At 71.9% G+C, this 15,145-nt stretch carries 17 protein-coding genes and 1 pseudogene; 6 read left to right on the top strand and 12 right to left on the bottom strand.

Annotated elements, in window-relative coordinates; translation table 11 throughout:
* Positions 1-80: 80 nt before the first annotated feature.
* Positions 81-971, bottom strand: coding sequence for an RNA polymerase sigma factor SigJ (sigJ, locus tag K1T34_RS01930; protein ID WP_220242585.1), 891 nt, complete (start codon positions 969-971; stop codon positions 81-83).
* A gap of 155 nt (positions 972-1,126) precedes the next feature.
* Between sigJ and K1T34_RS01925 the strand changes: the two genes are divergently transcribed.
* Positions 1,127-1,750 carry a maleylpyruvate isomerase family mycothiol-dependent enzyme gene (locus tag K1T34_RS01925; protein ID WP_255638246.1) on the top strand — a complete coding sequence of 208 codons (624 nt, stop codon included), beginning with the start codon at positions 1,127-1,129 and terminating at the stop codon, positions 1,748-1,750.
* A gap of 1 nt (position 1,751) precedes the next feature.
* Here K1T34_RS01925 and K1T34_RS01920 read toward each other — a convergent pair whose 3' ends face one another.
* The 3 genes from K1T34_RS01920 to K1T34_RS01910 all read right to left on the bottom strand — a co-directional run bounded on the left by K1T34_RS01920 (position 1,752) and on the right by K1T34_RS01910 (position 5,589).
* A complete protein-coding gene (locus K1T34_RS01920) occupies positions 1,752-2,741 on the bottom strand; it encodes an LD-carboxypeptidase (RefSeq protein ID WP_220242583.1) in 990 nt (329 codons plus the stop codon).
* Positions 2,742-2,792: 51 nt separating this feature from the next.
* The gene (locus K1T34_RS01915; protein WP_220242582.1) at positions 2,793-4,571 is read right to left on the bottom strand and encodes a serine/threonine-protein kinase; all 1,779 of its coding nucleotides are present in this window, start codon (positions 4,569-4,571) and stop codon (positions 2,793-2,795) included.
* A 163-nt stretch (positions 4,572-4,734) separates the two neighbouring features.
* Positions 4,735-5,589, bottom strand: a complete 855-nt coding sequence (locus K1T34_RS01910) for an alpha/beta fold hydrolase (RefSeq protein WP_220242581.1) — start codon at positions 5,587-5,589, stop codon at positions 4,735-4,737.
* Positions 5,590-5,771: 182 nt separating this feature from the next.
* On the opposite strand from K1T34_RS01910, the gene K1T34_RS01905 reads away from it, so the two are divergent.
* Entirely contained in the window at positions 5,772-6,353 is a 582-nt protein-coding gene (locus K1T34_RS01905; protein ID WP_220242580.1) for a TetR/AcrR family transcriptional regulator, read from the top strand.
* 42 nt (positions 6,354-6,395) lie between these two features.
* Here K1T34_RS01905 and K1T34_RS01900 read toward each other — a convergent pair whose 3' ends face one another.
* From K1T34_RS01900 to K1T34_RS01890, 3 genes are read right to left on the bottom strand one after another with little or no spacing between them, the layout of a single operon-like run.
* On the bottom strand, positions 6,396-7,313 hold the full coding sequence (locus K1T34_RS01900; protein ID WP_220242579.1) for an alcohol dehydrogenase catalytic domain-containing protein: 918 nt from the start codon (positions 7,311-7,313) through the stop codon (positions 6,396-6,398).
* Positions 7,313-7,777: a pyridoxamine 5'-phosphate oxidase family protein gene (locus K1T34_RS01895; protein WP_220242578.1), complete on the bottom strand. Its 465-nt coding sequence runs from the start codon at positions 7,775-7,777 to the stop codon at positions 7,313-7,315. The genes K1T34_RS01900 and K1T34_RS01895 overlap by 1 nt, the downstream gene beginning before the upstream one ends.
* Before the next feature lie 3 nt (positions 7,778-7,780).
* Entirely contained in the window at positions 7,781-8,275 is a 495-nt protein-coding gene (locus K1T34_RS01890) for a hypothetical protein (RefSeq protein ID WP_220242577.1), read from the bottom strand.
* Between the two features lie 127 nt (positions 8,276-8,402).
* Between K1T34_RS01890 and K1T34_RS01885 the strand changes: the two genes are divergently transcribed.
* Positions 8,403-9,299 (top strand): LysR family transcriptional regulator, encoded by an 897-nt coding sequence (locus K1T34_RS01885; protein WP_220242576.1) that lies wholly within the window; start codon positions 8,403-8,405, stop codon positions 9,297-9,299.
* A gap of 2 nt (positions 9,300-9,301) precedes the next feature.
* On the opposite strand, the gene K1T34_RS01880 is transcribed toward K1T34_RS01885, so the two are convergent.
* The 3 genes from K1T34_RS01880 to K1T34_RS01870 are packed head-to-tail and all read right to left on the bottom strand — an operon-like array spanning position 9,302 to position 12,287.
* A complete protein-coding gene (locus tag K1T34_RS01880) occupies positions 9,302-10,069 on the bottom strand; it encodes an SDR family NAD(P)-dependent oxidoreductase (RefSeq protein WP_220242575.1) in 768 nt (255 codons plus the stop codon).
* 2 nt (positions 10,070-10,071) lie between these two features.
* Positions 10,072-11,100, bottom strand: a complete 1,029-nt coding sequence (locus K1T34_RS01875; protein ID WP_220242574.1) for a phosphotransferase family protein — start codon at positions 11,098-11,100, stop codon at positions 10,072-10,074.
* Complete coding sequence (locus K1T34_RS01870) at positions 11,097-12,287, bottom strand: acyl-CoA dehydrogenase family protein (RefSeq protein ID WP_220242573.1); 1,191 nt, start codon at positions 12,285-12,287, stop codon at positions 11,097-11,099. Before K1T34_RS01870 ends, K1T34_RS01875 begins: the two co-directional genes overlap by 4 nt.
* Positions 12,288-12,420: 133 nt before the next feature.
* Here K1T34_RS01870 and K1T34_RS01865 point away from each other — a divergent pair, with 133 nt between their 5' ends.
* Together K1T34_RS01865 and K1T34_RS54580 are read left to right on the top strand one after the other, a co-directional pair.
* The gene (locus tag K1T34_RS01865; RefSeq protein WP_220242572.1) at positions 12,421-12,990 is read left to right on the top strand and encodes a TetR/AcrR family transcriptional regulator; all 570 of its coding nucleotides are present in this window, start codon (positions 12,421-12,423) and stop codon (positions 12,988-12,990) included.
* Between the two features lie 131 nt (positions 12,991-13,121).
* Positions 13,122-13,268 (top strand): annotated as a pseudogene (locus K1T34_RS54580) (acyl-CoA dehydrogenase family protein); the annotation flags it as partial.
* A 205-nt stretch (positions 13,269-13,473) separates the two neighbouring features.
* Here K1T34_RS54580 and K1T34_RS53020 read toward each other — a convergent pair.
* Both K1T34_RS53020 and K1T34_RS01855 read right to left on the bottom strand, forming a co-directional pair.
* On the bottom strand, positions 13,474-13,866 hold the full coding sequence (locus tag K1T34_RS53020; RefSeq protein WP_255638244.1) for a DUF4345 family protein: 393 nt from the start codon (positions 13,864-13,866) through the stop codon (positions 13,474-13,476).
* Between the two features lie 70 nt (positions 13,867-13,936).
* Positions 13,937-14,389 (bottom strand): Lrp/AsnC family transcriptional regulator, encoded by a 453-nt coding sequence (locus tag K1T34_RS01855; RefSeq protein ID WP_220242570.1) that lies wholly within the window; start codon positions 14,387-14,389, stop codon positions 13,937-13,939.
* A gap of 109 nt (positions 14,390-14,498) precedes the next feature.
* Here K1T34_RS01855 and K1T34_RS01850 point away from each other — a divergent pair, with 109 nt between their 5' ends.
* Positions 14,499-15,116 (top strand): LysE family translocator, encoded by a 618-nt coding sequence (locus K1T34_RS01850; protein WP_220242569.1) that lies wholly within the window; start codon positions 14,499-14,501, stop codon positions 15,114-15,116.
* Positions 15,117-15,145 lie beyond the last annotated feature (29 nt).

The following is a 15,145-nucleotide window of genomic DNA, read 5'->3' as shown; positions in this document are numbered from 1 at the left end:
CGTGTGGTCCGAGCCGCGCCGTCCGGGCGCGTCGTGCGTTCTCGGCAGGGAGACGAGGCAGCCCCCGCGGGTGTGACAGCTCAGATCCGGGAAAGTTTGTCCGGGTTCATGACCCTGCGGTACGCGGTGATCAGACCGTCGGTGATCTGCACCGTGTCGACGGAGAAAACGCGGCCCTGCCGGCGGAACACGAGGGCGGGTTCGCCGCCGACCTCGACGAAGTCGATGTGGTCCGGACGCCACTGGCGACCCACTCGCACCATCACCTCGGCGATGCGCTCACCACCGTGGATCAGCTTGCGTGCCGCGGAGATCTTGCCGCCGCCGTCGGTGACGTAGACGGCGTCCGGGTGCAGGAGCCGCACCAGGCCGGCCAGGTCGCCGGATTCGTAGGCGGCGCGGAAGGTCGCCAGCACCCGTTCGCGCTCCGCTTTCGGTGCCTGCGAAGGGGACTGTTTCGCTTTGGCCACCCGGCGTCGCGCCCGGGAGGCGAGCTGCCGGGCGGCCGGCACGGAGACGTCGAGCACTTCCGCGATCCGGGCGAACTCGAAACCGAAGACGTCGTGCAGGACGAAGGCCACGCGCTCCGGTGGGCTCAGCTCCTCCATGATCAGCAGCATCGCCGCACCGACGGACTCGTCCACGAGCACCGGCTCCGAGGCGTCCGGCCCGGTCAGCAGCGGCTCCGGCAGCCACGGCCCCACATAGGATTCCCGGCGCGAGCGAGCGCTCTTGAGGATGTCGTACGACCGTCGCGCGGCCACCGTGACCAGCCAGGCCCGCAGGTCGTCAACCTCGTGCAGATCGGATCCGGCCGCCCGCAGCCACACGTCCTGGGCCACGTCCTCGGCATCGGCCACACTCCCCAGCAGCCGGTAGGCCACGCCGAAGACCGCAGGCCGGTGCGTCTCCCACTCGGCGCCGAGCCTGTCCTCCTGCTCGGACCGTCCGGGCGCATGCCCATCACCCATGCAGACCGCAACCTCCTCCGGCACGTGGATCCAGAGTACCCATCAGGATCCGGACGCTGGCACCGATGATCGCCGGACAGCCCTCGCCGCCCCCAGACGGACAGCGCGTGCCGCAGGGGCCTCGCGGTGCGGGTGCGGCGGCTATGGTCACTGGCGTGAACGACCTGCCGGAGTTCCAGGCGCGTGAGCTGGCCGCGCTCGTCGAAGACCTGAGCGCGCTCGAGCCGCAGCAGTGGCGGGCGCAGACGCTGTGCGCCGAGTGGGATGTCGAGGAGGTCGTCGCCCACCTCGGGGCGGCCGCGACGCTGTCGCGGTGGGCCTGGTTTCGCAGCATGATCGGGGCCCGGTTCGACGGGGATGTGCACAACCGGCGGCGGCTCGAAGAGTTCCGGGGGAGTACCCCGCAGGAGACGCTTGAGCGGTTTCGCCGCGTCGGTCCCATCGCGACGCCGGTGAAGCCGTCTCCGGCGGGGTTGGGTGAGGTGATCGTTCACGCGGAGGACATTCGCCGGCCCCTGGGGCTGAAGCACGCGCCGGACGCCGAAGGGCTGCTCGCGGTCGCCCGGTTCTTCGCCACCAAGAACTTCGCGGTGAACAGCAAAACCGTGGCCGCGGGTCTGACTTTGCGGGCGACCGACGCCGACTTCGCCCAAGGCGCCGGGCCCGAGGTCGCCGGGCCGATGCTGTCGCTGGTGATGGTGATGGCGGGCCGTGCGGCGTTCCTGCCCGATCTCAGTGGTGACGGCGTGGCGGAGTTGACCACACGGCTCGGCTCCTGAGCTACGCGCGTACCGCCGGTTCGAGCAGCGACAGCGTCCGCTGCCCCGCGTCGAGGCCGACGCGAAGGCCGACCGGCATCGGCAGGTTCGGGCCGGCGTGCCCGAACTCGACGTTGCCCAGGACCGGGATGTCGCGATCGCCGAGGACGTCGAGGACGATCTCAGGCAGGGTCGGGGATTCCGGGGACGCGGCGAGTCCGTCGATCGCGTGCGGCACGCCCACGACCATGCCCGAGATCCGGTCGAGGATGCCGCTGTGTCGCAGGACCTGCAGATAGCTCCACACGTAGGCCGCCAGGCCGCCCATCTCCTCCCAGAACAGCACCGCGCCGTCGAACCGCTCGAGCGGGAGCGCGAAAGGCGTCGCCTGCGCCAGCGCGATGCGGTTGATCACCCCGCCGATCAGCCGGCCTTCGGCCCGTCCGGCGCGCCAGCACTCCCACGACGGGGTGGCGGGCAGCGGACCGATCGCTTCCGTGCTGGTCAGCAACTTCGAGTAGAGCCTCTCCAACTCGGCTCTCCGCTGTTCGGGAGCGGCCTGCCAGTGCCCGCCGAGCCCGGGGGTGGCCAGGTCGGCGTGGAACCCGACCAGACCCGTGCGTGCGTGGAGCACGAGATGCAGCAGGGAGATGTCGCTGTAGCCGAGGATGGGCTTGGGGTCGGCGGTGATCGCGGCGAAGTCGATCAGGTCGAGGTAACCGAGCACCGTCTGGCCGCCGTCGTGCGCGATGATCGCGCGCACCTCGGGATCACGCAAGAGAGCGTTGAACTCCGCGGCGATCTCCGCCGGCGCGGCCGCGCTCCACCACCGGTGCCGTCCCGCTTCGAGCAACGGTGCCCGGCGTACGCGGAATCCGCTCCGCTCGAGCACGACCACCGCCTGGTCGAGGTCGGGCTCGTAGCCGGCTTGCAGCGGCCCGGACAGCGAGGCGATGACGACGAGATCTCCGGGCCTCAGGGCGCGGGGTCGTAGCAGCGCGGAATCGGTCACCGCCGGAGTATCCGCGCGGCACCTCGCGACGCATTTGCTGAGCGCGCGGCCTCACGCTGACGGCAGCCGCGCGGCGACCACCGCGCCGATCGACTTCGCGGTGGCGCAGATGACGTCGAGCTTCCCCTTGTTGGCCTCGTCCGTGAACTCGACGAGGACGACCTCGTCGCGTTGGGCCGGCGTGCCCTTCACCGTCGGCAGGGCCGGTGTGTAGGTGCGGTAGACGACGGTGACGTCGCAAACGTCGCCGTCGTCGTCGTGTGGATCGACGTACGCGGGACGTCCGCCGACGGTCGTGGGGGTCGCGCCGTCGGGCGGGTCGGTGGCCAGCGGCCATTGACGGTCGTAGTACAGGTCCACGGATTCCGCGTCCTCGCCCCAGGAACACGCCCAGTTCGCGAAGTACCGGTCGGTCGGGTAGTCCGGGCCGGCGACGCGGCGGAGGGTCGCGTCGTCGACGAGGGTGCAGGCATCGACGCGCGCCAGTGACGCCGGCGGGAACGGCTGGGCACGGCGGGCGATGGGGCCGCGGACCACGCGTGCGTAGGCGTCGCCGACCACGGCGTCGGACATGGCGCACAGCTGAGGGGAGTCCTCGCCGTCGGCGCGGACGGTGCTGACGGTGACAAGCCGCAGGTCGGGCAGGACGAAGTAGCGGCGGCACTGGCCGGGGTCGGCGTTCGGGCGCTGGATGTCGCCGAGACGGCCGCGGACCGGCGGCACCTGCGGGTATTCCTCCGGCGCGGTCAGCTCCAGGCTGGTGACGATCGTGCTGCCGTCGGCCAGGGTGGTGTCGAGGTCGCAGCGCGCGAACGTGCCGAGGTTGGGTTCGAGGAACACCTTGCCGTACGGGGCCAGCGAGTTCACCGTCAGCAGCGAGCACGGGTCGGCGGTGCGGGGGTCGCCGACGAGGTCGGACGTCGCGTTCGCGGGCGGCGCGTCGCTGCGCGTGAAGACGAGGAAACCGGCCACCAGAAGGACGACGGCGCCGAGCACGCCGGCGGCGACGAGCTTCAGCCGTCGCGGGCGGCGTCGGCGGGGCAGCTGTGCGGTCGGGGCGCCGCTGAGGAGGGCCTCGACCTCGGCGGCGGTGGGCCGGTTCGCGGGCTGCTGGTCGAGCATCACCGCCAGTATGAGGGCGAGCGAGCCGGCGTTGCGCGCAGCCTCCACCTTGCCTTCCGCCGCACGCCGCAGCTGCCCGAACGGGCCGTTTTCCCCGCTGCCCCAAGGGGAAACGCCCTCGACAGCGGCGAACAGCGTCGCGCCGAGCGAGAAGACGTCCGCGGCGGGGCCGGCGGCGTACCCGTTCGCCACCTCCGGCGCGAGGTAACCGGCGGTGCCGCCGACGCTGGCGCTGCCGGTGAGCGTGACCTCGTCCCAGCGGGAGATGCCGAGGTCGGCGAGCTTGGCCGTGCCGTCCTCGGTGACCAGGACGTTGCCGGGCGTGATGTCGCGGTGCACCATGTCGCGCGCGTGCATCGCGACGAGCGCGGACGCGATCTGCGCCCCGACGGCCGCGGCCCGCTCCGGTTCCAGAACGCCGTCGGCGCGGACGACCTCTTCCAGGCTTCGGGCCGGCAGGTACTCCATCACGAGCCACCGGTCGTCCCCGTCGGCGACGGAGTCGAACACCGCCACGACGTGCTGGTGGTGCAGCGAGGCGCCCAATCGCGCCTCACGCCGGATCTGCCCGCCGTCGCCGTCGAGCGACCGCTTGAGCGCGACCGTCCGGCGCAATTCGAGATCCGTCGCCCGCCAGACGACACCCATCCCGCCGGCGCCGAGGCGTTCCTCCAGCCGATAACGCCCGGCGATCACCTGCGCAGACACGCGCACAGTGTAGGGGCTGGGCGGCCGCCCGTTCACGGTATTCGGGTGCTCGCCGTCACAGCCGAGAGGAGCGCGACCGCCGTGGGGCGCCAGGGGCGGTCACCGGATCCTGACTGGCCGGACCGTCCGGACCGGACGGTGACGGTCCGGTCCGGACGGCGGGTCAGCTGAACACGACCTCCGCGTCGAGGAACTGGCGCAGGTGAGCCAGGAACGCCTTCGGGTACTGGAACTGCGACGCGTGACCCGAGTCCGGGTAGATGATCAGCTGCGAGTTCGGGATGTGCTTCGCCAGGAGGTGCGAGTTGACCGTCGGCAGCATGATGTCGTGGTCGCCGTTGACGACCAGGGTGGGCTGCGTGATGGCCTGCAGGGCGGCGTCGCGGTCGGCTTCGGACCACTGGGCCCAGCTCACCACGGCCTGCTGCTGGCGCTCGCCGACGGCGGGGGTGGCCTCGGGGTCGTAGTCGGTGGTGCGCTGGTGGCGGCGCTGCCAGAACTCGCGGCCGGCCTGCTTGGCGGCGGCGCTGCGGCCGAAGAACAGGTAGAGGTAGTCGTCCAGGGTCAGATCGGGGTGCATGACGACGTCGAGCACCTTCGCTTCGGCCTCGCTCATGTCGCCGGCCGGCGGGATGGTGCCGAGCAGCACCAGGCGGCGCACGAGTTCGGGGTGCCGGAACGTCAAGGCCTGGGCCACGGCGCCGCCGATGGAGAAGCCGACCACGTCGACCAGCGCCAGGCCGAGGACGCGCACGAAGTCGGCGGCGAAGTCGGCCATGGCCTCGAAGGTCACCGGGACTTCTCCGGTCGAGCCGGAGACGCCGACGCTGTCCAGCAGGATCACGGGGCGGTCGGCGGCCAGGCCGTCGGTCAGCAGCGGGTCCCAGTTGTCGAGACCGCCGCGGAAGTGCTGCAGCAAAAGGACCGGCGTGCCGGTGGCGGCGCCGAAGCGGCGGTACGCGATGCGGTCGCCGTTGACGGTGACGTGCTGGGTCGGGGCGGTGGTGTGCGTGGTCATGGAGGTCTTCCTTCTACGGTCCGAATGCTGACTTTCAACAAACAAGCTAGCCGGAGAGGAAACCGATCGGTACCCGTTGAGCCTATGGCTAAAATCACGCCAGCAGAACATCAAAACCGCCGAGAACGAGGAATATGCTGAGCCTAAGGTACCGATCGGTACCCTGGGAGAGAGGCGGTGACATGACACAGGAGGCGACCAGCCCGCGATCGCGGATCCTGGCCGCGGCGACCGACCTGTTCTACCGCCAGGGCATCAACACCACCGGCATCGCCGAGGTGGCCGACCGCGCCGGCGTGTCCAAGCGGACGCTCTACCAGCTGTTCCCGGGCAAGGACCTGCTGGTGGCCGCCTACCTCGACGGCATCACCGCCACCACCGAGCGCGACACCGGCGACGGCAACAACGAGTACAAGCTCTTCGACACCGCCCTGAGCCCCCGCGAACGGCTGCTCGGGCTCTTCGACCGCCCCGGCCTCGTCGCCCGCTATCGCGGCTGCCCCTTCCACGATGCCGCCGTGGAGCTGGCCGAACCCGACCACCCCGGGCTGCCGCTGGTCATCGAGCACAAGCACCGGATCCTGCGTCAGATCATCGACACCGCCCGCCAGGCCGGCGCCCCCGACCCGGATCTGCTGGGCCGCCAGCTCGCGGTGCTGTTCGAAGGCGCCATGGCACTGTCCACTTCGCTCAACAGCACCGAGGCGTTCGACTTCGCGCGCTCCGCCGCCGAGACCCTCCTGGACGGGGCCCTGCCGGCGTAGCTGTTACGACGCGTAACCCCGCACCTGCCCGCCTGGACAATCTCACTCGAAGGTCAGGACGACAGCGCTTCCGTGCGTACCGCGGCGGACCTGGGCCAGCGCTTCCGCCGCGTCGGACAGGGAAAAGCGCGCCCCGACGTCCAGGGGCAGGGTGCCCGCGGCGAGCAGGCGCAGCAGGGTTGCCAGCCGCGGGCCGTCGGGGGCGACGTAGACCTCGGTGGGGCTGATGCCGCGTGCCGGGGCGGGCGGGTCGGAGGTGATGGTGGCGAGGTGGCCGCCGTCGCGGACCGCGGTGAGGGCGAGAGCGGCTTGGCCGGGGACGGCGTTGACCGCGCAGTCGATGCCGAGCTCGCGGGCGGTCTCCGGCCACGAAGGGTCCGAATAGGACAGCACTTGAGCGGCCCTCGCGGCGGTCAGGGCTTCGGCGCCGGACGGGCTGCCGGTGGCGATCACGCGGGCGCCGTAGTTCGCGCCCAGCGCGACGAGCAGGCGGCCGGTCACGCCGCCGGCGCCGTGCACGAGCAGCGTCTGGCCGTCCTCGAGTTCGACGGCGTCGCGCAGCGCCTGGTCGGCGGTGAGGGCCGGGACGGCGAACGCGGCGGCCGTGGCGAAATCCACCTCGTCGGGCAGCGCGGCGACCTCCGCGGCCCCGGCCAGGAACCGCTCAGCCCACGCACCCTGCGCCCGCAGCGGCGCCGAGTGCACGGCGACGCCGTCACCCACGGCGAAGTCCCGGACCGCGCCACCCACCTCGGCCACGACGCCGGCGGCTTCGACGCCGAGGGCCATCGGCGGCTGTGTCCCGAGGTCCCAGCCGCCGGTCCGGGCGATGTCGTCCCAGTTCCCGACGCCGGCGGCGCGCACGGCGACCACGACCTCGTCCGGCCCCGGGCTCGCGGGCGCGTCGAAGTCGAGGGCGCGGATGTCGCCGCCGAAGCGGTCGATCCCGGCTGCCCGCATCACTCGGGGTACGCGGCGTTGTAGCGGGCTTTCCACTCCGGGACCAGTGCCTCCTCGGTCGCACCGCCGAAGGTGTAGGCGGGGGAGAGGACCTGGTGGACCTCGTCGACGTGGATGAGCACGGCGTGGTGGAACGGGTAGCCCGGGCCGTTGGCCGCCAGCAGCCAGTCGGCGAGCCACTTGTGCACGGGGTCGCCCGGCGGGAGGATCTCGGCGGTGCCCCGGAAGCGGTAGCCGCGGCGGCGGAAGAAGTCGATCGAGTTCACCTCGACCCGCGGATCGTGCCGCAGGTTCTCGATGGTGCCCGGCGAGGCCATGTCCATGAACGCCAGGTGCTCGTCGTCGTACACGCTCACGGAACCCTTGGGCGAAAGGTTCGGCGCGCCGTCGGGGCGGACGGTGGCCACAAAGGACAGCTTCGCGTCGGCCACCACACGGCGCATGTCGTCGTCGAGGAGAGTCACGGGTTACCTCTTTTCGGATGTGGTCGCGAAGAGCCGGTCGAGGCTGAACGCGAACGTGCGGACGGGCGCGAGGGCCAGGAGCAGAGCCGCGGCGCAAGCGCTGAAGACCGAGGCGCTCAGCGGCGCTTCCCAGCCGAGGAACACCATCATGGACAACGCGAACACGAGCTGCAGGGCCGTCGCCGCCCAGGCCGACCACCGCACGGCGACCCCGGCGAGCAGCGTGAGGCCCAAAGTGAGCTCCGCGACGGTCGCCGCCCACGCGGCGACACCGGCCAGGCCGTCGGGCAGGTAGGGCACGAGCTGGTGCGTGTACGCCGTGAAGGCAGCGAAGCCACCCCACGCCACGTTGCCGGTGTGCAGCGCGCCCCAGAGACCGAAGCGGTCGGCCACCGCGGAGAGGAAGCCGGCGGCCAACGCCAGGCGCGCGAACACGGTCGCGACCGGCCACGCGCGCAAAGGCACGGCGATGGTCTCCACCTCGTCCGACACCGACATCAGGCCTCCTCCTCCGGCGAGGGCCGACCGTCTGGGTCCGTCCTCCCCTCGCGAACACCCTCGAGGCTAAGTCCCCGACCGCCCTGAGGGGAAAGACCGACCGCGGCGGATTGAGTACTTTTGAGTTATGGATCTTGAAGCCCGGCACCTGCGCTACGTGGTCGCGGTGGCGGACACGCTCAACTTCTCCCGCGCCGCGGAGCACCTGCACGTGTCGCAACCGGCGTTGTCCGCGCGGGTCAAGGCCATCGAGCGGCACCTCGGCGTCGCGTTGTTCCGCCGGACCACCCGCTCGGTCGCGTGCACGGACGCCGGGGCGCGGTTCGTCGAGCACGCCCGCGAGATCCTGGGGCTCCTGGGCGAAGCGGAACGCGAGGCCCGGCAGTCGGCGTACGGGCGGGTGCTGCCGGTCGGCTTCTACGGCGTCGCGGCCGGCGACCTGACCGCCGAGATCATCGACCGCTTCCGGGAGCGCAGCCCCGGCGTCGAGGTCGAGCTCAAGCGCCACGGCTGGGAGGACCCCTCGGCCGGGCTGCGCGACCGCACGACGTCGCTCGCGTTCGTACGCCCGCCCTTCCGTTCCCACGGGCTGCGCCTGCTGGTCCTGGGCACTGAACTCCGCGTCGCCGGGCTGCCGTCGCGGCACAGGCTCGCCGGGCGCGACAGCGTGGACGTGACCGAGCTGCTCGGCGACCCCGTCGCGGTCCGGCGCACGGCCGACCCGGTGTGGGCCGCGTTCTGGTCCGGGGGAAGCGTCCGGCCGGCCGCGCTCAAACCACGGCTGGTCGAGGTCGGCGACGTCGACGAAGAGCTGCAAGCGGTCGCCGCCGGTCGCGCGATCACGTTGACCGCGGCAGTGGCCGAGACCTACTTCCCGCGAGCAGGCGTCACCTACGTGCCCCTGACCGGGCTGCCGCCCAGCCGCCTCGCCCTGGCCTGGCACGCCGACGAGACCGATCCCGTCTGTCTCGCCTTCGCCGCCGCCACCCGTGACGTCCTCGCCCGGCGGCGGGCCGCGAACTGAGCTCAGTGGCCGGACATGCCCCCGTCCACCGCGAGGGTCGTGCCGGTGATGTAGGACGACGCGTCGCTGGCCAGGAACACGACGGCGGCGTCCAGCTCGTGCTGCTTGCCCAGCCGTCCGAGCGGGCTGTGCTGCTTCACGAACGGCAGGAGCACGTCTTCGGGGATGTCCTCGGTCATCTCGCTGGCGAAGTAGCCCGGCGCGATGGCGTTGACGCGGATGCCGCGCCGGCCCGACCACTGCTGCGCGAGGTCGCGGGTCAGCCCGAGGACGCCGGCCTTGCTCGCCGAGTAGGCCGCCTGCGGCGCGTAGGACTTGATGAGCGCGAGCACGCTGCTGATGTTCACGATGCTCGACCCGGCCGCCATCACGCGCCCGCACGCCTGCGCGGCCCAGTAGACGCCGTTGAGGTTCACCTCGACGACCCGGCGGAACTCCTCGGGCGTCTCGCGCAGGGCCGGGACGGCGGTGCCGACGCCGGCGTTGTTCACGAGCACGTCGATGCGCCCGAACTCGGCGAGCGCGGCCTGCACCAGGGCGTCGCAGGCAGCGGGGTCCGCGACGTCGGCGGCCACCACGGCAGCGCGGCGGCCCAGGTCGCGGACGCTTCCGGCGACCTCGGCCAGGCGGTCGGTGCGGCGGGCGGCGAGGACGACGTCGGCGCCGGCTTCGGCCAGCGCGCGGGCGAACCCCGCGCCCAGCCCTGAGCTGGCGCCGGTGACGACGGCGACCTTGCCGTTGAGGCGGAACAGGTCGAGCACTCCGGTCACGGTCACACCCGCCCGATCCGCGCGGCGGCGCGCAGCCCGGCGGCGGCGAGCGGAGCGACGGCGCCGCCGACGGACTCGAAGCCCGAGCCGCGCGTGAGCCCCTGCTGGTAGCGCGCGTGGATGCCTTCGGCGATCACGGCGATCTTGAAGTAGCCCAGCGCGAGGTAGAAGTCGAGCCGGCCCAGGTCGCGGCCGCTGATCTCGGCGTAGCGCTGCGCGAGGTCACCGACTGCGGGCAGCCGATCGCTCGTCGACGCGGCGGCGCCGGCGAGCACGGGCGCGAACGCGGGGTCCGAGTACACCAGGTGCAGGCCGAGGTCCGCGAGCGGATCGCCCAGCGTCGCCATCTCCCAGTCCACGACCGCGCGGGCTGTCGCCGGGTCGTCCGGGGCGAGGATGATGTTGTCGATGCGGTAGTCGCCGTGCACGATCGACGCGCCGCTCTCGGCCGGGCAGGTCTCTTCCAGGCGCGCGTGCAGCGCCTCGATGTCGGGCAACGGGCGGGTCCGGACCCGTGACCACTGGTCGTGCCAGCGGCGGACCTGCCGGCCCAGGTACCCCTCGGGCCGGCCGAAGTCGCCGAGCCCCACGGCGTGCGGGTCGACGGCGTGCAGGCGGGCCAGCACGTCGACGAGGCCTTCCGCGCAGCGTCGGATGTCGTCGTCGGCCAGCGTGTTGAGCTGTTCCGTGGTCCGGATGACGACGCCGTCGACGTGCGCCACCACCGAGAACGGCACGCCGAGCACGTCTTCGCCGCCCAGCACCACCGCGCGGGCGACGGGCACGTCGCTGTCGCGCAGCGCCGCCACGACGCGGTACTCGCGGCCCATGTCGTGGGCCGAGGGCGTCAGGCCGCCCAGCGGCGGCCGGCGCAGCACCCAGCGGCTGCGGCCGTCGGTGAGCACGTAGGTGAGGTTGGATCGCCCGCCCTGCAGCATTTCCGCGCTCAGCTGTCCGCCGAAGCCGGGGACCTCGGCGGCGAAGAAAGCTTCGAGCGCCTTCAGGTCCAGACCGTCCACTGTGGACGTCATCGCACGGCCTTCGACTGGCGGCGCAGCACGCGGCGCGCGATGGCCCAGCGGTGGGTTTCCGACGGGCCGTCGTAGATGCGGAACGGGCGGACCTCCCGCAGGAACCGGCCGAGTAGCACGTCGCCGGAGATGCCGAGCGAGCCGCAGATCTGCACCGCGCGGTCGACCACGCGCCAGATCGCCTCGGCGCAGAACGTCTTCGCGATCGCCGTCTCCTGCGACGCGTGCCCGCCGCGGTCGAGCTCCCAACACGCTTGCAGGATGAGGCCGCGCGAGGCCGCGATGTCGATCTCGTTGTCGGCGATCATCTGCTGCACCATGCCCAGGTCACCGAGCCGGGAGCCGAACAGCTCGCGTTCGGCCGCGCGGGCGACGGCGATGTCCTGTGCGCGGCGGGCAATGCCGAGCCAGCGCATGCAGTGGGTCATCCGCGCCGGGCCGAGGCGGACCTGCGCGTAGCGGAAGCCCTCGTCGACCTCGCCGAGCACCGCGTCCTCGGGCACGACGCAGCCGTCGAAGTCGAGCTCGATGTGGCCGCCGAAGAGGCTCTCGTCGAGCGTGTCGATGTGCCGGACCACCTTCATGCCGGGGGTGTCCGCGTCGACGAGGAACATCGTCGCGCCGCCGGTGTGGCCGGGCTCGCCGGACGTGCGGGCCATGCAGATCGTGAACCCGGCGCCCTCGGCCCCGGTGATGAACCACTTGCGGCCGGTGATGCGCCAGCCGTCTTCGACGCGTTCTGCCAGCGTCGCCAGGGCGCCCGGGTCGGACCCGGCACCCGGGGCGGGCTCCGTCATCGCGAAGCAGGAGCGGATCTCGCCGGTCGCGAGCGGCCGCAGGTAGCGCTCCTTCTGTTCGTCGCTCGCGATCGCCTCGAGCATGTGCATATTGCCCTCGTCGGGCGCGGCGATGTTCAGCGCGAGCGGGCCGAGCAGCGAGTAGCCGGCCTCCTCGAACACGGCGGCGCGGCCGCGCATGTCGAGACCGTGGCCGCCGTACTCGGCGCTCACGTGCGGGGCGAAGACGCCGGCGTCCTTGGCGGCCTGCTGCAGCTGCCGGCGCACGTCCTCGGAATGCACCACGCCCTTGTGCTCTTCTTCGACGGGGATCACCACGTCGCGGACGAACTTCGCGGTGCGCTCGGCGAGGTCGGCGACCTCCGGCCCGGGCGCGAGGTCGACGGCCACGGCGCTCTCCTATCGGCTAATGACTATTAGCCGCTGACTATAGGCGGGTTCCTGTGCTGTGTCACAGTGCGGTGGCACCAGTCACCCTGGTGGCGGCGCGTCGGCTATCCTGTGTTAGCCGAAGGGAGGTCGCATGGACCGGTCCGGCCACATCCGTGAGGCCGCGCTCGAGCTGTTCACCCGCAAGGGGTTCGAGAGCACCACGATGGGTGACATCGGGGCGGCCGTGGGGATCCGCGGCCCCAGCCTGTACAAGCACGTCGCCGCCAAGCAGGACCTGCTGGTGGCGATCATGGTCACGACCATGGAGGACCTGCTCACCGCGCACCGCGCTGCGGTGGGAGGTGTCGCCGACCCCGTCGAACGCCTCCGCCGCGCCACCGAGGCCCACGTCCGCTACCACGCGCGGCACCGGCTGGAGGCCTTCGTCGGCACCCGCGAGATCCGCAGCCTCGCCGAGCCGCACCTCACCCGCGTGCTCGCCCTGCGCGCCGAGTACGAGGCCTGCTTCCGCGCGGTCGTCCAGTCCGGTGTGGACGCGGGCGTGTTCCAGGTGGACTCCGTTCGCCTGGCCTCGTACGCGGTCCTCGACCTGGGCATGGGCGTCGCGGTCTGGTATCGCGCCGACGGCGAGCAGTCCGAGGACGCACTGGTGTGGCAGTACAGCCGGTTCGCGCTCCGGTTGGTGGGGGTCACGGGTTAGTTCGGGTCGGCGGGTCGGCAAGTGCTGATCAGCGACATCGAGAAGTACGCCAGCGCGTTCGGCGTGAGCGCCAGGCGGAGGCGAACGGGCTGAAGCGCAGGCCGTCCTGCAGGGCGACGACGTAGGCGAACATGAAGGCGCGCCTCGATTTCGCCGTCGGCTCGGCCGGGCTGATGCGCGCGGCGCTGTCACAGGGCTTGCACTACAACGACCGGCGCACGGCGTTCGGCGCGCGGCTTTCGCAGCTGCCGATCCAGGCACCGGTGCTGGCCGACGTCGTCGCCGAGATCGAAGAGCTCGTCATGGCTCCGGAGGACACGGCCCGCTATCTCGTCACGCGCCTCGCGCTCGCCGTGCAGGCCGCGCTGCTGGTGCGGCACGCGCCGACGGTCGTCGCCGACGCGTTCCTCGCCTCGCGCCTGGGTTCCGGCTGGGACCGGGCTATGGAACCCTGCGCGGGCTCGACTTCGAGGCGATCATCGACTACGCCCGGCTCGGCTGACCCGCGTTCTGGCGCCGGGCCCGCCGGCGCGAACGAGCGGACAGCAGGGCGAGGGAACCGAGCCCGACCTCCAGACCGAGGAACGCCCAGTAACTCGCGTCGGTCTTCGGCCGGTCGAGGGCGAGCGAGCCGAGCCGGACGGCGGCGGCGCCCAGCCAGGTGGCGCCGACGGCGACGTCCGCGGCCGGCTGCTTGCTGGCGAGCGCCCAGCCGCCGAGAGCCGCGTAGGTGCCGCCGAGCCCGGCGCGGATTTCCGTGGTGCCGCGCGGGTCCGCGGCGGTGATCCGAAGGGTGTCGGCGACGTTGCCCGGAGCGACGACGCTCGCGACCCCCGAGAGAAGCAGACCCAAGCTGCTGATTTGTCCACTGTGCACAGTGCGAGAATACCGGAGCCGAAGGGGCTCGGGTGTCCACTGTGCCCGTTCGTCCGCCGCCGTGGCCCGTTCACATCGGCAGCGGCCGGTCCTCCACGACGTTCTTCATCACCAGCGTCGAGCTGATGCGCTGAACGCCGGGCAGCGTCGCGAGCCGCTTGTCGTAGAGCTGCTGGAACGCGGGCAGGTCGCGAGCGACCACGCGCAGCAGGTAGTCCGGGTCGCCGAAAAGCCGTTGAGCCTGAACGACGTTCTCGACCTCGGCGACGGCCTCTTCGAACGCGGCCACGGTGGCGCCGTCGGATTCGCGCATCGTCACGAACACGAGGCAGTCGAAGCCGAGCCCCAGGGCCTGGGCGTTCACGTACGCGCGGTACCCGGCGATGGTGCCGGATTTCTCCAGGGCGCGGACCCGGCGGTGGCAGGGCGAGAGGCTGAGCTGCAGCCGCTCGGCCAGCTCGGTGATGGTCTGCCGGCCGTCGCGCTGCAGCTCGGCAAGAATCTTCCGGTCCAAGGCGTCCATGGCCGCAATTCTCCCTCACGAGCGCCGGATCCGGGGAACTTTGGAAACATCTTCCGGACGTTGCGCCATAGCCTTTCCCCAGGTGGGGGATCTGGCGAAAGGAACATCGATGGCGATCGGCGGCATCTTCGCGTTCTGGGGCGTGTCGTTCCTGCTGGTGCTCACACCCGGCGCGGACTGGGCCTACCTGATCAACGCGGGCTTGCGAAAACGCTCGATCCCGCTCGCGGTGGGCGGACTGCTCGTCGGCTACCTGGCCTTGACCGCGGTGGTCGCGGCGGGCGTCGCCGCGCTGGTGGCGGGCTCGCCTGTTGTGCTGACGGTGCTCACCGCCGTGGGCGCGGTGTACCTGATCTGGCTCGGTGTGTCGGCGCTGGTCCGCCCGGCCACGCCCGGGTCGGCGACGGACAGCGAGGCCGGTTCGTGGGTGCGGCAGGTCGCGAAAGGCGCGGGCATCAGCGGCCTGAACCCCAAGGCGCTGCTGCTTTTCCTCGCGCTGCTGCCGCAGTTCACCGACCCGTCGGTGGCATGGCCGGTGGCCGGGCAGATCCTCGTGCTCGGCCTGGTGCACACCCTCAGTTGCGGGCTCGTCTACGCCGGAGTCGGGCTGGGCGCCCGGGTGGTGCTGTCGACGCGGCCCGGCTGGGCCCGTGGTGTGTCCCGCTTCTCCGGCGGGGCCATGATCGCGATCGGCACGACGCTGCTGGTCCAGCAGCTCGCGGCGTGATCATCGAGGACGGTGCTTCTTGACCGGCC

Source organism: Amycolatopsis sp. DSM 110486 (genome assembly GCF_019468465.1).
Classification (GTDB): Bacteria; Actinomycetota; Actinomycetes; order Mycobacteriales; family Pseudonocardiaceae; genus Amycolatopsis.
The sequence above is the reverse complement of the archived record's forward strand: the minus strand, read 5'-3'. Positions and strand labels throughout refer to the sequence as shown.

Coding starts and splice junctions, on each gene's coding strand:
- K1T34_RS01865 (WP_220242572.1), top strand. CDS start 12,421: ATGGACCGGTCCGGCCACATCCGTGAGGCCGCGCTCGAGCTGTTCACC.
- K1T34_RS01850 (WP_220242569.1), top strand. CDS start 14,499: ATGGCGATCGGCGGCATCTTCGCGTTCTGGGGCGTGTCGTTCCTGCTG.
- K1T34_RS01890 (WP_220242577.1), bottom strand. CDS start 8,275: ATGTCGGTGTCGGACGAGGTGGAGACCATCGCCGTGCCTTTGCGCGCG.
- K1T34_RS01885 (WP_220242576.1), top strand. CDS start 8,403: ATGGATCTTGAAGCCCGGCACCTGCGCTACGTGGTCGCGGTGGCGGAC.
- K1T34_RS01910 (WP_220242581.1), bottom strand. CDS start 5,589: ATGACCACGCACACCACCGCCCCGACCCAGCACGTCACCGTCAACGGC.
- K1T34_RS01875 (WP_220242574.1), bottom strand. CDS start 11,100: ATGACGTCCACAGTGGACGGTCTGGACCTGAAGGCGCTCGAAGCTTTC.
- K1T34_RS01855 (WP_220242570.1), bottom strand. CDS start 14,389: ATGGACGCCTTGGACCGGAAGATTCTTGCCGAGCTGCAGCGCGACGGC.
- sigJ (WP_220242585.1), bottom strand. CDS start 971: ATGGGTGATGGGCATGCGCCCGGACGGTCCGAGCAGGAGGACAGGCTC.
- K1T34_RS01905 (WP_220242580.1), top strand. CDS start 5,772: ATGACACAGGAGGCGACCAGCCCGCGATCGCGGATCCTGGCCGCGGCG.
- K1T34_RS01900 (WP_220242579.1), bottom strand. CDS start 7,313: ATGCGGGCAGCCGGGATCGACCGCTTCGGCGGCGACATCCGCGCCCTC.